This is a genomic window from Streptomyces sp. NPDC008139 (genome assembly GCF_042957025.1).
GTDB lineage: Bacteria > Actinomycetota > Actinomycetes > Streptomycetales > Streptomycetaceae > Actinacidiphila.
Genome location: NZ_JBIBHM010000011.1, coordinates 192,087 through 208,519 on the forward strand (window position 1 = coordinate 192,087; position 16,433 = coordinate 208,519).

At 72.1% G+C, this 16,433-nt stretch carries 13 protein-coding genes; 1 reads left to right on the top strand and 12 read right to left on the bottom strand.

Going from position 1 to position 16,433, the window contains the following annotated elements; all coding sequences use genetic code 11:
- Positions 1-99 precede the first annotated feature (99 nt).
- Positions 100-654 (top strand): hypothetical protein, encoded by a 555-nt coding sequence (locus tag ACFZBB_RS24265; protein ID WP_391126036.1) that lies wholly within the window; start codon positions 100-102, stop codon positions 652-654.
- A gap of 469 nt (positions 655-1,123) precedes the next feature.
- Here the strand turns inward: ACFZBB_RS24265 and ACFZBB_RS24270 are convergent, their stop codons facing one another.
- From ACFZBB_RS24270 to ACFZBB_RS24325, 12 genes are all read right to left on the bottom strand, one after another.
- Complete coding sequence (locus tag ACFZBB_RS24270) at positions 1,124-3,262, bottom strand: primosomal protein N' (RefSeq protein WP_391126039.1); 2,139 nt, start codon at positions 3,260-3,262, stop codon at positions 1,124-1,126.
- Between the two features lie 245 nt (positions 3,263-3,507).
- On the bottom strand, positions 3,508-4,725 hold the full coding sequence (gene metK / locus ACFZBB_RS24275) for a methionine adenosyltransferase (protein WP_391126042.1): 1,218 nt from the start codon (positions 4,723-4,725) through the stop codon (positions 3,508-3,510).
- Positions 4,726-4,870: 145 nt separating this feature from the next.
- Positions 4,871-6,097, bottom strand: coding sequence for a bifunctional phosphopantothenoylcysteine decarboxylase/phosphopantothenate--cysteine ligase CoaBC (coaBC, locus tag ACFZBB_RS24280; RefSeq protein WP_391126044.1), 1,227 nt, complete (start codon positions 6,095-6,097; stop codon positions 4,871-4,873).
- A gap of 156 nt (positions 6,098-6,253) precedes the next feature.
- Positions 6,254-6,526, bottom strand: coding sequence for a DNA-directed RNA polymerase subunit omega (rpoZ, locus tag ACFZBB_RS24285; protein WP_033174507.1), 273 nt, complete (start codon positions 6,524-6,526; stop codon positions 6,254-6,256).
- A 49-nt stretch (positions 6,527-6,575) separates the two neighbouring features.
- Positions 6,576-7,199: a guanylate kinase gene (gmk, locus tag ACFZBB_RS24290; protein WP_391126047.1), complete on the bottom strand. Its 624-nt coding sequence runs from the start codon at positions 7,197-7,199 to the stop codon at positions 6,576-6,578.
- Between the two features lie 73 nt (positions 7,200-7,272).
- Positions 7,273-7,596 (bottom strand): integration host factor, encoded by a 324-nt coding sequence (locus ACFZBB_RS24295; protein ID WP_093712873.1) that lies wholly within the window; start codon positions 7,594-7,596, stop codon positions 7,273-7,275.
- A gap of 388 nt (positions 7,597-7,984) precedes the next feature.
- Positions 7,985-8,824: an orotidine-5'-phosphate decarboxylase gene (gene pyrF, locus ACFZBB_RS24300; RefSeq protein ID WP_391126293.1), complete on the bottom strand. Its 840-nt coding sequence runs from the start codon at positions 8,822-8,824 to the stop codon at positions 7,985-7,987.
- 17 nt (positions 8,825-8,841) lie between these two features.
- The gene (locus ACFZBB_RS24305; RefSeq protein WP_391126050.1) at positions 8,842-9,951 is read right to left on the bottom strand and encodes a quinone-dependent dihydroorotate dehydrogenase; all 1,110 of its coding nucleotides are present in this window, start codon (positions 9,949-9,951) and stop codon (positions 8,842-8,844) included.
- A gap of 84 nt (positions 9,952-10,035) precedes the next feature.
- Positions 10,036-13,353 carry a carbamoyl-phosphate synthase large subunit gene (gene carB, locus ACFZBB_RS24310; RefSeq protein ID WP_391126055.1) on the bottom strand — a complete coding sequence of 1,106 codons (3,318 nt, stop codon included), beginning with the start codon at positions 13,351-13,353 and terminating at the stop codon, positions 10,036-10,038.
- Complete coding sequence (gene carA / locus ACFZBB_RS24315; protein WP_391126058.1) at positions 13,346-14,479, bottom strand: glutamine-hydrolyzing carbamoyl-phosphate synthase small subunit; 1,134 nt, start codon at positions 14,477-14,479, stop codon at positions 13,346-13,348. The genes carB and carA overlap by 8 nt, the downstream gene beginning before the upstream one ends.
- On the bottom strand, positions 14,476-15,138 hold the full coding sequence (locus ACFZBB_RS24320) for a hypothetical protein (protein WP_391126061.1): 663 nt from the start codon (positions 15,136-15,138) through the stop codon (positions 14,476-14,478). Before ACFZBB_RS24320 ends, carA begins: the two co-directional genes overlap by 4 nt.
- Positions 15,135-16,433, bottom strand: coding sequence for a dihydroorotase (locus ACFZBB_RS24325; protein WP_391126064.1), 1,299 nt, complete (start codon positions 16,431-16,433; stop codon positions 15,135-15,137). Before ACFZBB_RS24325 ends, ACFZBB_RS24320 begins: the two co-directional genes overlap by 4 nt.

The window sequence follows — 16,433 nt, forward strand, 5'->3', positions numbered from 1 at the left end:
CCATGGGCGGCTGGCGCGTTGGTCAAGAGAGTTTGCCCGAATTCGGGTCAATGCACACGGCCCATTCCTTAAGTAACCGCCGGTTGGAGAGGCTTGTTGATGCCCGACCACGCAACCCCTGACGCCCAGGCACGGGCCAGCCTGCACCTGCTGGTGCGGGACATCGAAAGGGTCCGCCGCCAAGTGGACGCGCTGCGGACCCTGACCGCCCAGTTGGGCAACGTCTACCGGCCGCGACGCAGCGGCCCCACCGCCGGATTCGTCGTGTACGGCCGCGCGCCCGCCCCGACCGTCCGGCTCGCTCAGGAGCTGCGCGACAGCGTGGAGACCCTGGTCACCGCGGCCGTGGAGTTCGACCGCTCCCTGGGGTTCTCCTGGGACGCCGTCGGCTCCGCGCTCGGCGTGACCAAACAGGCGGTGCACCGCCGGTACGGCGGGCGCCGCAGCGCGCCTCCCGGACCCGACGAGCAGGCCGCCTCCGGGCACGGGGTGGTGACCGGCAGCCCCGCGCCCCTCGCGTCCGTCCCCGCCGCCCGTTCCATGCCGGGGGCGCTTCCGCCGGGGCCGCTTCCGCTGGGGGCGCTGGAAGCGCGCGAGTCACGCGACGACCGTGAGGACGCCGTCACGTCCTTCCCCGGGCCGCGCAACGGCTGACGCCGTCCCCTCCCCCTCCTCCGCGCCGTAGTCCCGCCGCCGCCCGCCACGCCGACAGGTCGGGCACCGCGCGCCTGCGGCGCGCTTCCGGGAGGGGGTTGCCCCCCTCCCCACGACGGCCCGTCGCGGCTTGCCGTCCCTTCCCCCCACCCCCTCCAGGGTCCTGGGACACGCGGTCCGCTTCCCACGACGGTCCGTCGTGGCTCGTCGCGCAGTTCCCCGCGCCCCTTGAAAGACCCGCGCCACCGCCACGTGCACCACCACCTGCGCTCAGCCCACGCGGCCGAGAGCCCCGTCAGAGGCGCGGGGAACTGCGCGACAGGCCGCGACGAGCCGTCGTGTGCAGACGCCAGGTGCAGCCCCCGTCAGGGGCGCGGGGAACTGCGCGACGAGGTACGACGAGCCCGTCGCGGGAAAGGGGCCGCTCGGGGCGGTCACCCGGGAAAGTGGGGAACCCCCGCGGAGCCGGTCAGCCGATGTTGGGGGGGTCCATGCGGACGTGGACCGGGTCGGAGGCGCCACGGGTGGCGCGAGCGATCTGGGCCTCTTTGAGGGCGGCGGCGAGGGCGGAGCCGGTGCCGGGGGGCACGCGGAGCAGAAGCCGTTCCCACTGCTCGCCGGGCGGCGGCTCACCGTGGCGGCGGGTGCGGCCGGGGCCGGACGTGGGGACGGGCAGGGGCACGGGCCCGAGCTGGTCGGTACCCGGCGGGAGCCGCAGGGTGTCGAGGAGGTCGACCACGGCGGCCGGGGGCCCGACGACCGAGGCCATCCGGGAGACCGGCGGAAAGCGCAGCTCGGCGCGTTCGGCCAGCTCGCGCAGGGCGTGCCCGGCGGGGTCCCAGCGGACGAGGGCCTGGACGGGCCGCAGGGTCGGCTCGCCGAGGACGACGACGGTGCCGCCCTCGCCCGCGGGCCGTACGAGGGCGGCGGCGTGCGCCCAGCGCCGGAGCGCCTCCTCACCGGCGCGCAGGTCGGGCCGGTTCAGCAGCGCCCAGCCGTCGAGCAGCAGGGCCGCCGCGTAGCCGGTGTCGGCGACGGGTTCGGCGCCGGGGGTGGCGATGACCAGCGCGGGGGCCGCGCCGACCGAGGCGAGGACGGTGTCGCGCCCGGAGGTGCGTACCGGCACCTTGGGGAAGGCGCGCCCCAGCTCTTCGGCCGTGCGCCGCGCGCCCACGATCTGGGCGCGGAGCCGGAAGCCGCCGCACTCGGGGCAGTGCCAGTCGGCGGCGGGCCGCCCGCACCAGCCGCAGTGCGGGGTGCCGCCCTGCTCGCGTACTTCGAGCGGCCCGGCGCAGGCGGTGCACCGGGCGGGTTCGCGGCAGTTGTCGCAGGCGAGCCGGGGTACGTAGCCGCGGCGCGGCACCTGGACGAGGACCGGGCCGCGCGCCAGCGCCTCCCGCGTGACCTGCCAGGCGATCGACGGCAGCCGGGCGGCGCGCGCGGCCTCGTCCCTGGCCTGGTCGCCGTCGCCGACGGTGCGGATCAGCGGCGCCGCCGCCCGTACCGCGTCCCGACTGGCCGCCAGTGGCAGCGCCCAGCCGCTGTCCACGAGCTGGGCCGCCTCGACGGTGCTGGTGAGGCCGCCGAGCAGGAACGCGGTCCGTTCCTCGGCGGCGCGCAGCAGCAGGACGTCACGGGCGTGCGGCTGCGGGGCGTGCGGCTCGGCGTGGCTGGAGTCGCCGTCGTCCCAGAGCGCGACGAGGCCGAGGTCGGTGACGGGTGCGAACATCGCGGCGCGGGTGCCGACGACGGCCCGTACCGCGCCGCGGCTGACGGCCAGCCAGCGCCGGTACCGCTCCTCGGGGCCCGCGTCGGCGGTGAGCAGGACGTGGCGGCCCTCGCCGAGCAGTTCGGTCAGCGCCGCGTCGACCCGGGCGGCGGACCGGCCGTCGGGCAGTACGGCCAGGGCGCCGCGGCCAGAGGCGAGGGTGGTGGCGACGGCCACCGCCAGTTCGCGCGGCCAGTGCGGTCCGGGCAGCGCGAGCCAGACCGCGCGGGGCGTGTCGCCGCGGGCCAGCGCCTGGAGGTACGCGGGCCCGGTCGCGTACCGCTGCCAGCTCCCCGGCTCCGGCGCCGCCGGGTCCGGCAGCGGTCCCGGTGACGGGTCGCGCTCGGCGCGGGCCATCCTGGGCGGTACGGCGAGCTGGACGACGTCGGCGAGCGCTCCGGCGTACCGGTCCGCGACCTGGCGGCACAGCTTCAGCAGCGGCGGAGTCAGCACCTGCTCGGTCGACAGCACCTGCGCGAGCGGGGCGAGGGGGCCGCGGAAGTCGCTCTCGGCCCGCCGTTCGACGATGAAGCCGTCGTGCAGCGAGCCGCCTTCTCTCCTGCCCTTCACCACGCGCGCCCCGAAGCGGACCCTGACCCGTACGCCGGGTCTGGCCTCCTCGTCCATGGCCGCCGGCACCGCGTAGTCGAAGAACTGGTCCAGGTGCAGCAGCCCCTTGTCGACCAGCACCCGCGCCACCGGCAGCCCCTCGGCGAGGGCCGCCCCGCGCCATGTGCGCGGCTTCGCCTTGGGCTCCTTCGCCTTCTTGACGGTCTCCCGAATGAGCGCGAGCTGCTCCCCTGCGGGGGGCTCGGCGTCCTGACCGTTCTCGCTGCTCACCTTGCGATTCTTACAGACCCCTCGGACACACTCGCGCCGCCGCAAGACGGCGCCCCCATACCGGGGCGGGGGCGCCGTACGGCTCTAGGGCCTGTCGTGTGGGTCTCGGTGGGGAAGGAGCGGTGTCGGGTGCGTGCGGATGCAAGGCGGAGGAGGGAGGCGACGCGGAGCGTCGTCGACCGACGACAACGCGGCAGATGCGCGTGCCGGACACCGAGACACCGCGGAGATCCACACGACAGGCCCTAGAGCCCGGCGGCCGAGCGCAGGGCGTCGACGCGGTCCGTCCGCTCCCAGGTGAAGTCCTCCCGCTCGCGGCCGAAGTGGCCGTAGGCGGCGGTCTGGGCGTAGATCGGGCGGAGCAGGTCGAGGTCGCGGATGATCGCGGCCGGCCGCAGGTCGAAGACCTGGCTGATGGCCTGCTCGATCTTCTCGACGTCGACGCTCGCGGTGCCGAAGGTCTCGACGAAGAGACCGACGGGCTCGGCCTTGCCGATGGCGTAGGCGACCTGGACCTCGCAGCGCGCGGCGAGCCCGGCGGCGACGACGTTCTTGGCGACCCAGCGCATGGCGTACGCGGCGGAGCGGTCGACCTTGGACGGGTCCTTGCCCGAGAAGGCGCCGCCGCCGTGGCGGGCCATGCCGCCGTAGGTGTCGATGATGATCTTGCGGCCGGTGAGCCCGGCGTCACCCATGGGGCCGCCGATCTCGAAGCGGCCGGTGGGGTTGACCAGCAGCTTGTAGCCGTCGGTGTCGAGCTTGATGCCGTCGTCGAGCAGGGCCTTCAGCTCGACCTCGACGACGAATTCCCGGATGTCGGGCGCGAGCAGCGACTCCAGGTCGATGTCGGAGGCGTGCTGCGAGGAGACCACGACGGTGTCGAGGCGGACGGCCTTGTCGCCGTCGTACTCGATGGTGACCTGGGTCTTGCCGTCCGGGCGCAGGTACGGGATCTGGCCGTTCTTGCGGACCTCGGTCAGCCGCCTGGACAGGCGGTGGGCGAGCGTGATCGGCAGCGGCATCAGCTCGGGCGTCTCGTCGGACGCGTAGCCGAACATCAGGCCCTGGTCGCCCGCGCCCTGCTTGTTCAGGTCGTCGTCGGTCGCGGCGGAACCCGCGACGCGCTTCTCGTACGCGGTGTCGACACCCTGTGCGATGTCAGGGGACTGCGCGCCGATGGACACCGAGACGCCGCAGGAGGCGCCGTCGAAGCCCTTCTTGGAGGAGTCGTAGCCGATCTCCAGGATCTTGTTGCGCACCAGGGTGGCGATATCGGCGTAGGCGGTGGTCGTGACCTCGCCCGCGATATGCACCTGACCGGTGGTGATCAGCGTCTCGACGGCGACCCGGGAGTGCGGATCGGCCTTGAGGAGGGCGTCGAGGATGGTGTCGCTGATCTGGTCAGCGATCTTGTCTGGGTGTCCCTCGGTGACGGACTCCGAGGTGAACAGGCGGCGGGACACATCGCTCCCTGGGGTTGCAGCGGCTGCTGGCTGAATCTGGGCGGAGTGCGCAGGGCTGCGCCCGGCACTCCACTGCAAGCTTATAGTCCGCCGCCGCGGACGTGACACGGCATCTCGACCTTTGGATTCGTGGCGGAACGCGTCATCACGCGTCCACCCGAGTGTCGCTTTCCGGCAATCTCGCGCCGACAAGATCCCACACCCGGTCCGCGAGATCCTCCTTGGGCCCGTACGGTACGGGGGTCTCGCTGCCGTCGGCGCCCATTACCACAGCCTCGTTCTCCTCGGTGCCGAACGCCTTGCCGTCACCCACTTCGTTGACGACGAGCAGATCACAACCCTTTCGGGTGAGCTTGGCTCGTCCGTTGACGAGGACGTCGTCGGTCTCGGCGGCGAAGCCGACGACGAGCTGTCCCGGCCGGGCGCGGTGCGCGGAGACCTCGGCGAGGATGTCGGCGTTGCGGACGAGGGTGATCGGCGCGGGTTCCTGGTCGTCCTTCTTCTTGATCTTGCCCGCCGCATACCGCGCGGGGCGGAAGTCCGCGACGGCCGCGGCCATCACCACCACGTCGGCGTCGGGCGCGGCCTTGAGCACCGCTTCCCTGAGCTGTTCCGCCGTGCCGACGGTGACGACGTCGGCGCCGGCCGGGTCGGGGAGTCCGGTGTTGGCCGCGAGGAGGGTGACCCGGGCGCCGCGCGCCACGGCGGTACGGGCCAGCGCGTAGCCCTGCTTGCCGGAGGACCGGTTGCCGAGGTAGCGGACCGGGTCCAGGGGTTCGCGGGTGCCGCCCGCGCTGATCACCACGTGGCGTCCGGCCAGGTCGCGCTCGGCGGGTCCACGGCGCAGCACGCGGCGGCAGACCTCGTAGATCTCGGCGGGGTCGGGCAGCCGTCCCTTGCCGGTGTCGACGCCGGTCAGCCTGCCGACGGCGGGTTCGATGACGACGCAGCCGCGGCGGCGCAGGGTGGCGACGTTCTCCCGGGTGGCCGGGTGCTCCCACATCTCGGTGTGCATCGCGGGGGCGAAGACCACCGGGCAGCGGGCGGTCAGCAGGGTGTTGGTGAGCAGGTCGTCGGCGAGGCCGTGGGCGGCCTTGGCGAGCAGGTCGGCGGTGGCGGGGGCGACGACGACGAGGTCGGCGTGCTGGCCGATCCGTACGTGCGGGACCTCGTGGACGTCGTCCCAGACGCGGGTGGAGACCGGGTTGCCGGACAGCGCCGACCAGGTGGCCTCGCCGACGAAGTGCAGCGCGGACTCGGTGGGCACCACCCGCACGCCGTGCCCCGACTCGGTGAGCCGCCGCAGCAGCTCGCACGCCTTGTAGGCGGCGATGCCACCGCTCACACCCAGCACGACCTGTGGTTTCGCCATCGTGTCTCCCGACCCGAGATCCGTCGTCCGAACCGTCCTGCGACCTGTCCCGCGACCCGTTCCGCCCGGGTCACCTGACACGTCCCATGACACACCACGGGCCCGGCGGTCGCTCCGCCGGGCCCGTGCTGAAACGCGTGTGGATGTGTGCTGGCGTCAGTGCGCGGGTGCCTCGACCGCTTCGGAGGTCAGCAGACCCGCGTTGATCTCGCGCAGCGCGATGGAGAGCGGCTTCTCGTGCACGTGGGTGTCCACGAGCGGGCCGACGTACTCCAGCAGGCCCTCACCGAGCTGGGAGTAGTACGCGTTGATCTGGCGCGCGCGCTTGGCGGCGTAGATCACCAGGCTGTACTTCGAATCGGTGGCTTCGAGCAGCTCGTCAATCGGAGGATTGATGATGCCCTCGGGCGTGGTGATGGAAGAGGACACGCTCTACCTACCCCTACTACTGATGGAAAACGGAAAAGACTGAGTCAGCTCAGTCAATCTGCATCAAGGCTAGCAGCTCACGCGCTACAGCCTCGACCGAGGTGTTGACAAGGGTCACGTCGAACTCGGCCTCGGCGGCCAGTTCGACCTTGGCCGCGCTCAGCCGTTCCTCGATCACCTCGGGCGATTCGGTGCCGCGCCCGGTGAGGCGGCGGACCAGTTCCTCCCAGCTCGGCGGCGCGAGGAAGACCAGGCGCGCCTCGGGCATCGACTCGCGGACCAGCCGGGCGCCCTGGAGGTCGATCTCCAGCAGCACGGGCTCGCCCGCGCCGAGCTTGTCGAGCACGGCCCTGCGGGGCGTGCCGTAGCGGTTCCCGGCGAATTCGGCCCACTCCAGCAGTTCGCCGTTGGCGACGAGCTTGTCGAACTCGTCGTCGTCCACGAAGTAGTACTGGACACCGTGCTGCTCGCCGGGGCGCGGCTTGCGCGTGGTGGCGGAGACCGACAGCCAGACGTCGGGGTGCACCGTGCGCAGGTGGGCGACGACCGTGCTCTTGCCGACCCCTGAGGGGCCGGAGAGCACGGTCAGTCGCGGGTGTCTGTCCGGGGGGGCCGGAGTGGCCCCCTGCGAAGCGAGGGGGCGGGCCGCCCCCCGGGAGACTGTAGAACTCATGGAGCGATTATCCCTGGTTCCCGGAGGTGCTGGTGCCGCGGCGGGGCAAAGCTTGCCGGGGGCACGAGGACCGTCAGGCGGAGGCGCCGCCGAACTCGCGCTCCAGGGACGCGATCTGGTTCGAGCCCAGACCACGGACGCGGCGGCTCTCGGAGATCCCGAGCCGCTCCATGATCTGCTTGGCGCGCACCTTGCCGACGCCGGGCAGGGACTCCAGGAGAGCGGAGACCTTCATCTTGCCGATGACGTCGTTCTCCTGGCCCTGCTTGATGACCTCGTGCAGAGAGGCGCCGGAGTGCTTGAGCCGGTTCTTGACCTCGGCGCGCTCCCGGCGAGCCGCGGCGGCCTTTTCGAGCGCGGCAGCGCGCTGTTCAGGGGTAAGGGGCGGAAGAGCCACGCCTACGTCACCTCGGATGTAGAGCAATCGGATATGGACCGTGTGGTGGAGCACACTCCCCCCGCGTTTACGGGGCGAGAAGCAACGCGAGTGAACGTCGCCGCTCCTGTCGGAGACTAGCGGTCCGAACGGCTCAAGTCAGCGAGAACAGACGAAAAGTCCTGGTCAGACTCGATCCAGCGGGATATTTGGGGCAAAGCGGAACAGGTTTCTGCGTCAATTCGTTCGGTGGTTGAATCTGAACCTTCTTTTTGACGTTTAAACAGCGCGCGACCGGCCCCATCAGGGGCGCGACCGGGGCAACGTTTTGGGGTCCGTCCGGGCCCCGAAGGGCCCGGACTCCCCTGCCGCGCACCGTCGTTGGGCCGCCTACCCGCGACCGGTAGGGCTACCCGCCCGAGACCGCCGCGCGTACCTCGTCGGTGAAGCGCGCCGCCGCCTCGCGCAGCCCCGCCGCGTCGGGTCCGTGCCGCAGCACGTCCCGGCTGACGCTGGGCACCACATTGGCCACCGCGGAGCCGAACAGCGCCGGCAGTCCCGCGGGCGTGGCGCCCTGCGCCCCGATACCGGGCGCCAGCAGCGGCCCGTTGATGTCGAGATCCGCGCCCGCCTCCGACAGCGTCGCGCCGACCACCGCGCCGACCGAACCCAGCGGCGTCACACCCGCGTTCTCGGCCGCCATGTGGTCGAGCATCACCTGCGCGACGGACGCGCCGCCCGCCGCCGTCGCCCGCTGCACCTCCGCGCCCTCCGGGTTGGAGGTCAGGGCGAGGACGAAGACCCCGGACCCCGAGATCCGCGCCGCCTCCAGCGCGGGCCGCAGCGACTCGAAGCCGAGGTAGGGGCTGACCGTCACCGCGTCGGAGAACAGCGGCGAGTCCTTGTCCAGATACGTGGCGGCGTACGCGGCCATCGTCGAGCCGATGTCGCCGCGCTTGGCGTCCATCAGCACCAGGACGCCCGCGGCCCGCGCCTGCGCGACCGCCCGCTCCAGTACGGCGATACCGCGCGAGCCGAAGCGCTCGAAGAACGCCGACTGCGGTTTGAAGACCGCCGTACGGTCGGCCAGCGCCTCGACCGCGGTCATCGTGAAGCGTTCGAGACCGGCCACGTCGTCGTTGAGGCCCCACGCGGTGAGCAGCGCGGCGTGCGGGTCGATGCCGACGCAGAGCTGTCCGCGGGTGTCCATGGCCCGGCGCAGCCGCGCGCCGAAGGGTTCGAGCTCCACCTGCGGCGGGGTCGGGGTCATACCGGCACCTTCCGTGTGTCGGCGCCGACGGCGTCGGCGAGCGTGGCGTACGGGCTGGTGGCCAGGCGGGCGGCCAGGCCCTTGTGGACCGCGCGCATCCAGAAGGGGCCCTGGTAGATGAAGGCGCTGTAGCCCTGCACCAGGGTGGCGCCCGCGAGAATCCGCTGCCAGGCGTCCTCCGCGTCGCGGATGCCGCCGACGCCGACCAGCGTGATCCGGTCGCCGACCCGCATGTACAGCCTGCGCAGCACTTCCAGGGAGCGGTCGCCCAGCGGCGCGCCGGACAGGCCGCCGGTCTCCGCGGTCAGGCGGGGGTCGGACGCCAGGCCGAGGCCGTCCCTGGCGATGGTGGTGTTGGTGGCGATGATGCCGTCGAGGCCCAGTTCCACGGCGAGGTCGGCGACGGCGTCCACGTCCTCGTCCGCCAGGTCGGGCGCGATCTTGACCAGCAGCGGCACGCGGCGGTCGGTCACCGTGCGGTCGGCGGCCTCGCGTACCGCCGTCAGCAGGGGGCGCAGGGCGGCGGTCGCCTGGAGATTGCGCAGTCCCGGCGTGTTCGGCGAGGACACGTTGACCACCAGGTAGTCGGCGTGCGCGGCCAGCCGCTCGGTGGACGTCACGTAGTCGCCCGCCGCCTCCTCCTCCGGGACCGTCTTGGTCTTGCCGATGTTGACGCCGACGGTGGTACGGAAGACCGGTCGCCGGGCGGCGAGCCGGTCCGCGACGGCGGCGGACCCGTCGTTGTTGAAGCCCATCCGGTTGATCAGCGCGCTGTCGGCGACCAGCCGGAACAGCCGGGGCCGCGGATTGCCGGACTGGCCCTGCGCGGTGACCGTGCCGACCTCGACGTGGTCGAAGCCGAGCATGGCCATCCCGTCGATGGCGACCGCGTTCTTGTCGAACCCGGCCGCCAGCCCGAACGGCCCGTGCATCCGCAGGCCCAGGGCCTCGGTACGCAGCGACGCGTAGCGCGGCGCGAGCGCCGCCGCGACGAAGGTGCGCAGGACGGGGATCCGCGCCACCAGCCGGATCCACCGGAAGGCCAGGTGATGGGCGCTCTCGGCGTCCATGCGCCGGAAGAAGAGCCGGAAGAAGAGGTGGTACATCGTGTAGCGGTCATCTCCTCGGAGGGGGATGCGCCCCGGAAGGGGCGCGGGGAACTGCGCGCACAGCGGGCGCCGGGCCGCAGCTCACCCCTCGCGCGCCGCGATCAGATGCCGCGCGTGCTCCTGCAAGGAGCGCACACCGATGTCGCCGCGCGTCAAGGCGTCGATGCCCTGGACGGCCGCGGCGAGCGCCTGGACCGTGGTCAGGCAGGGGATGCCGCGGGCGACGGCGGCGGTGCGGATGTCGTAGCCGTCGAGGCGTCCGCCGGTGCCGAAGGGGGTGTTGACGATGAGGTCGACCTCGCCCTCGTGGATGAGGGTGACCACGGTCGGCTCGCCCTCGGGTCCCACGCCCTCGCTCTGCTTGCGCACGACCCGCGCCTCGATGCCGTTGCGCCGCAGGACTTCCGCGGTGCCTGAGGTGGCCAGCAGTTCGAAGCCGTGCTCGATCAGCGCGCGGGCCGGGAAGATCAGCGCGCGCTTGTCGCGGTTGGCGACCGAGATGAAGGCGCGGCCCTTGGTGGGCAGCGCGCCGTACGCCCCGGCCTGCGACTTGGCGTACGCGGTGCCGAAGACCGCGTCGATGCCCATGACCTCGCCGGTGGAGCGCATCTCCGGGCCGAGGATGGTGTCGACGCCCCGTCCCTGCATGTCGCGGAACCGCGACCAGGGCAGCACCGCTTCCTTGACGGAGATCGGCGCGTCCAGCGGCAGGGTGCCGCCGTCGCCCGCCGTCGGCAGCAGGCCCTCGGCGCGCAGTTCCGCGACGGTGGCGCCGAGCGAGATCCGCGCGGCGGCCTTGGCCAGCGGCACCGCGGTGGCCTTGGAGGTGAAGGGGACGGTACGGGAGGCGCGCGGGTTGGCCTCCAGTACGTAGAGGATGTCCCCGGCGAGCGCGAACTGGATGTTGATCAGGCCGCGTACGCCGACTCCGGCGGCGATGGCCTCGGTGGAGGCGCGCAGCCGCTTGATGTCGTGGCCGCCGAGCGTGATCGGCGGCAGGGCGCACGCGGAGTCGCCGGAGTGGATGCCGGCTTCCTCGATGTGCTCCATGACGCCGCCGAGGTACAGCTCGTGGCCGTCGTAGAGCGCGTCCACGTCGATCTCGATGGCGTCGTCGAGGAAGCGGTCGACGAGCACCGGGCGGTCGGGGCTGATCTCGGTGGACTCGGCGATGTAGGAGGCGAGCCGGGTCTCGTCGTAGACGATCTCCATGCCGCGCCCGCCGAGCACGTACGAGGGGCGGACGAGCACCGGGTAGCCGATCTCGTCGGCGATGGCCTTGGCGCCGTCGAAGGTGACGGCGGTGCCGTGCTTGGGCGCGGGCAGCCCGGCGGCGGCCAGCACGCGGCCGAAGGCGCCGCGGTCCTCGGCGAGGTGGATCGCCTCGGGCGAGGTGCCGACGACCGGCACCCCGTTGTCCTTGAGGGCCTGCGCCAGGCCGAGCGGGGTCTGGCCGCCGAGCTGCACGATGACACCGGCGACCGGGCCCGCGAGCGTCTCGGCGTGCACGATCTCCAGGACGTCCTCCAGGGTGAGCGGCTCGAAGTAGAGCCGGTCGGAGGTGTCGTAGTCGGTGGAGACGGTCTCCGGGTTGCAGTTGACCATCACGGTCTCGTACCCGGCGTCGTGCAGCGCGAAGGAGGCGTGCACGCAGGAGTAGTCGAACTCGATGCCCTGGCCGATCCGGTTGGGCCCGGAGCCGAGGATGATCACGGCGGCCTTCTCGCGCGGCGCGACCTCGCTCTCCTCGTCGTAGGACGAGTAGAAGTACGGGGTGTCGGCGGCGAATTCGGCGGCGCAGGTGTCGACGGTCTTGTAGACCGGGCGGATGCCGAGCGCATGCCTGACCTCGCGGACGACGTCCTCGCGCAGCGAGCGGATGCCGGCGATCTGGGCGTCGGAGAAGCCGTGCCGCTTGGCGTCGGCGAGCAGTTCGGGGTCGAGGCGGTCGGCCGCGGCCAGTTCGACGGCGTACTCGTGGATCAGGAAGAGCTGGTCCACGAACCAGGGGTCGATCTTCGTGGCGTCGAAGACCTCTTCCGGGGTGGCCCCGGCGCGGATGGCCGTCATGACGGTGTTGATCCGGCCGTCGGTGGGGACGGCGGCGGTGGCCAGCAGCGCTTCCTTGTCCGCGGCGGAGACCGGGGTCACGAAGTCGAACTGCGAGCCCTTCTTCTCCAGCGAGCGCAGCGCCTTGTTGAGCGCCTCGGTGAAGTTGCGGCCGATGGCCATGGCCTCGCCGACCGACTTCATGGTGGTGGTGAGGGTGGCGTCGGCGGCCGGGAACTTCTCGAAGGCGAAGCGCGGCACCTTGACGACGACGTAGTCCAGCGTCGGTTCGAAGGACGCGGGGGTCTTCTCGGTGATGTCGTTGGGGATCTCGTCGAGCGTGTAGCCGACGGCCAGGCGGGCGGCGATCTTCGCGATCGGGAAGCCGGTGGCCTTGGAGGCGAGCGCGGAGGAGCGGGAGACGCGCGGGTTCATCTCGATGACGATGACCCGGCCGTCCTCGGGGTTGACCGCGAACTGGATGTTGCAGCCGCCGGTGTCGACGCCGACCTCGCGGATGACGGCGATGCCGATGTCCCGCAGGATCTGGTACTCGCGGTCGGTGAGGGTCATCGCGGGCGCGACGGTGATCGAGTCGCCGGTGTGCACGCCCATCGGGTCGAAGTTCTCGATGGAGCAGACGACCACGACGTTGTCGTGCTTGTCGCGCATCAGCTCCAGTTCGTACTCCTTCCAGCCGAGGATGGACTCCTCCAGGAGCACCTCGGTGGTCGGCGAGAGGGTCAGGCCCTGCCCGGCGATGCGGCGCAGTTCGTCCTCGTCGTGCGCGAAGCCGGAGCCCGCGCCGCCCATGGTGAAGGAGGGGCGGACGACGACGGGGTAGCCGCCGAGGGTGTCGACGCCCGCGAGCACGTCGTCCATGGTGTGGCAGATCACCGAGCGGGCGGAGTCGCCGTAGCCGATCTTCGCCTTGACGGCCTCGACGACGCCCTTGAACAGGTCGCGGTCCTCGCCCTTGTTGATCGCCTCGACGTTGGCGCCGATCAGCTCGACGCCGTACTTGGTGAGGACGCCGTTGTCGTGCAGCGAGATCGCGGTGTTGAGCGCGGTCTGGCCGCCGAGGGTGGGCAGCAGCGCGTCGGGGCGCTCCTTGGCGATGATCTTCTCGACGAATTCCGGGGTGATCGGCTCGACGTACGTGGCGTCGGCGATCTCCGGGTCGGTCATGATCGTGGCGGGGTTGGAGTTGACGAGGATGACCCGCAGGCCCTCGGACTTGAGGACCCGGCACGCCTGGGTGCCTGAGTAGTCGAACTCGGCGGCCTGGCCGATGACGATCGGGCCGGAGCCGATGACCAGGACGGACTGGATATCGGTGCGCTTAGGCACGCTGGCCCTCCATCAGGGAAACGAAGCGGTCGAACAGGTAGGCGGCGTCGTGCGGTCCCGCCGCCGCCTCCGGGTGGTACTGGACGCTGAAGGCGGGCCGGTCGAGCAGCCGCAGACCCTCCACCACGTCGTCGTTGAGGCAGACATGGCTGACCTCGGCGCGGCCGTACGGGGTGTCGCTGACCCGGTCGCGCGGCGCGTCCACGGCGAAGCCGTGGTTGTGCGCGGTGACCTCGACCTTGCCGGTGCTGCGGTCCTGCACCGGCTGGTTGATGCCGCGGTGGCCGTACTTGAGCTTGTACGTGCCGAAGCCGAGCGCCCGGCCGAGGAGCTGGTTGCCGAAGCAGATGCCGAACAGCGGGGTCCCGCGCTCCAGGACGGCCTGGATGACGGTGAGGTCGGCGGTGGCCGGGTCGCCGGGGCCGTTGGACAGGAAGACGCCGTCCGGCGCGACCGCGTAGACGTCCTCGACGCTCGCGTTCGCGGGCAGGACGTGCACCTCGATGCCGCGCTCGGCCATCCGGTGCGGGGTCATGCCCTTGATGCCGAGGTCGAGGGCGGCGACGGTGAAGCGCTTCTCCCCGATCGCCGGGACGACGTAGGTCTGCCGGGTGGCGACCTCGGCGGACAGGTCGGCGCCGGTCATCTCGGGGGCCTGCCGGACCCTGGCGAGCAGTGTGCCGTCGTCGGCCAGTGCCTCGCCGGAGAAGATGCCGACCCGCATGGCGCCGCGTTCGCGCAGGTGTCGGGTGAGGGCGCGGGTGTCGATGCCGCTGATGCCGACGACGCCCTGGGTGGTCAGCTCCTCGTCGAGCGAGCGCCGCGAGCGCCAGTTGGAAGGGGCGCGGGCGGGGTCGCGTACGACGTAGCCGGACACCCAGATGCGGGACGACTCGGCGTCCTCGTCGTTGACGCCGGTGTTGCCGACGTGCGGGGCGGTCATGACGACGACCTGGCGGTGGTACGAGGGGTCGGTGAGCGTTTCCTGGTAGCCGGTCATACCGGTGGAGAAGACGGCCTCGCCGAAGGTCTCCCCCACCGCCCCGTAGGCACGGCCGCGGAAGGTGCGGCCGTCCTCCAGGACGAGTACGGCGGGTGCGGTGGCCGCCCGGACGGAGGTCGTCATTGTGCGCCTTCCTTCTTTGCCTGTTGTTCGGCCGGGCCGACGCCCGGTGTGTGGTCCGCGAAGGCGACTTCCGCCAGCCGTCGGCCGGGGGTGTCCTCGCCGCCGCTGACGCGGTTGATCTCCGCGACCCAGGCCGGGTGCTGCGCGGCCTGGTCGGCGCGGAAGCCGGAGTCGATGAGGGTGCCGCCGTGCTCCCAGGTGACGACCAGCAGGCCGCCTTCGGTGAGGACCTTGCCCGCGATGCCCTTGTCGAGGCGGGCGCCGCGCAGGGCGTCGGCGGGGACGAAGAACCCGGGGGCGCCGACGCGGTCGGCGTCCAGGCCCTCCTCGGTGAGGGTGAGCGTCACCTTGCTGCGTACGCCGAGGCCGTGGGCGACGATCCGGTCCAGCCACTGCCCCGCGGTGGTGCTGCCGTGGTAGCGGCCGTCGAATTCCAGGAGCGGTTCGCCGGTCTCCTCGGGGGCCTGCGGGAGTGCGGGCAGGCCGCCCTGGAGGGTGCGGCGCCACTGCCAGCCCTGGCGCATCAGCCAGTACAGCAGGCCGACGAACAGGGCGAGGCCGACGATCCAGCCGATCCGGTCGGTCCAGTCGGTGACCTTCGCCGAGTGCTTGTCCGCGGCCCGCGCCGTACCGGCCGCCAGCAGTGTCAGAGGTGTCACGTGAGCTTCCCGTCCATGACCGTCGCCTGGCCCCGCAGGAAGGTGGCGTGCACCCGGCCCGGCAGTTCGCGTCCCTCGTAGGGGGTGTTGCGGCTGCGGGAGGCGAAGCCCGCGGGATTGACCACCCCACGGTATGCGGGATCGACCAGGACGAGGTTGGCGGGCTCGCCCTCGGCGAGCGGCCGTCCGTGGCCCGCGAGCCGTCCGATGACGGCGGGCCTGGCCGACATGCGGTCGGCGACGCCCGCCCAGTCCAGCAGTCCGGTGTCGACCATGGTGTGCTGCACGACGGACAGCGCGGTCTCCAGGCCCACCATGCCCATGGCGGCGGCGGCCCACTCGCAGTCCTTGTCCTCGTGCGGGTGCGGTGCGTGGTCGGTGGCCACACAGTCGATGGTGCCGTCGGCCAGGGCCTCGCGCAGCGCGAGCACGTCCGCCTCGGTGCGCAGCGGCGGGTTGACCTTGTAGACCGGGTTGTACGTACGCACCAGCTCGTCGGTGAGCAGCAGGTGGTGGGGGGTGACCTCGGCGGTGACGTCCCAGCCCTTGGACTTGGCCCAGCGGACGAGTTCGACGGAGCCCGCGGTGGACAGGTGGCAGATGTGCACGCGGGAGCCGACGTGCGCGGCGAGCAGGATGTCGCGGGCGATGATCGACTCCTCGGCGACGGCGGGCCAGCCGGTCAGGCCCAGTTCGCCGGAGACGGTGCCCTCGTTCATCTGGGCGCCCTCCGTGAGCCGGGGCTCCTGCGCGTGCTGGGCGACGACGCCGTCGAACGCCTTCACGTACTCCAGCGCGCGGCGCATGATCACCGCGTCGTCCACGCACTTGCCGTCGTCGGAGAAGACCCGTACCCGGGCGGCCGAGTCGGCCATGGCGCCCAGTTCGGCGAGCTGCTTGCCCTCCAGGCCGACGGTGACGGCGCCGACCGGCTGCACGTCGCAGTAGCCGGACTCCTTGCCGAGCCGCCAGACCTGCTCGACGACGCCCGCGGTGTCGGCGACGGGGAAGGTGTTGGCCATGGCGTGCACGGCGGTGTAGCCGCCGATGGCGGCGGCCCTGGTGCCGGTCAGCACGGTCTCGGAGTCCTCGCGGCCCGGCTCGCGCAGGTGGGTGTGGAGGTCGACCAGGCCGGGCAGCAGGACCATCCGGCCCTCGCCGTCGACCACGGTGGCGCCCCCGGTCCCGTCGCCGGACAGGCCCACGCCGATCCCGGCGATGGTCTCGCCGTCGATCAGGACGTCCTGCGGCTCGCCGCCCAGTACCTTCGCGCCACGGATCAGGATCTTGCTCAT

What these genes read in the sequence shown, in the direction of transcription:
- coaBC (WP_391126044.1), bottom strand. Translation starts at nt 6,097, where the DNA reads ATGGCGAAACCACAGGTCGTGCTGGGTGTGAGCGGTGGCATCGCCGCC.
- ACFZBB_RS24265 (WP_391126036.1), top strand. Translation starts at nt 100, where the DNA reads ATGCCCGACCACGCAACCCCTGACGCCCAGGCACGGGCCAGCCTGCAC.
- ACFZBB_RS24325 (WP_391126064.1), bottom strand. Translation starts at nt 16,433, where the DNA reads ATGAGCAAGATCCTGATCCGTGGCGCGAAGGTACTGGGCGGCGAGCCG.
- carA (WP_391126058.1), bottom strand. Translation starts at nt 14,479, where the DNA reads ATGACGACCTCCGTCCGGGCGGCCACCGCACCCGCCGTACTCGTCCTG.
- gmk (WP_391126047.1), bottom strand. Translation starts at nt 7,199, where the DNA reads ATGAGTTCTACAGTCTCCCGGGGGGCGGCCCGCCCCCTCGCTTCGCAG.
- ACFZBB_RS24305 (WP_391126050.1), bottom strand. Translation starts at nt 9,951, where the DNA reads ATGTACCACCTCTTCTTCCGGCTCTTCTTCCGGCGCATGGACGCCGAG.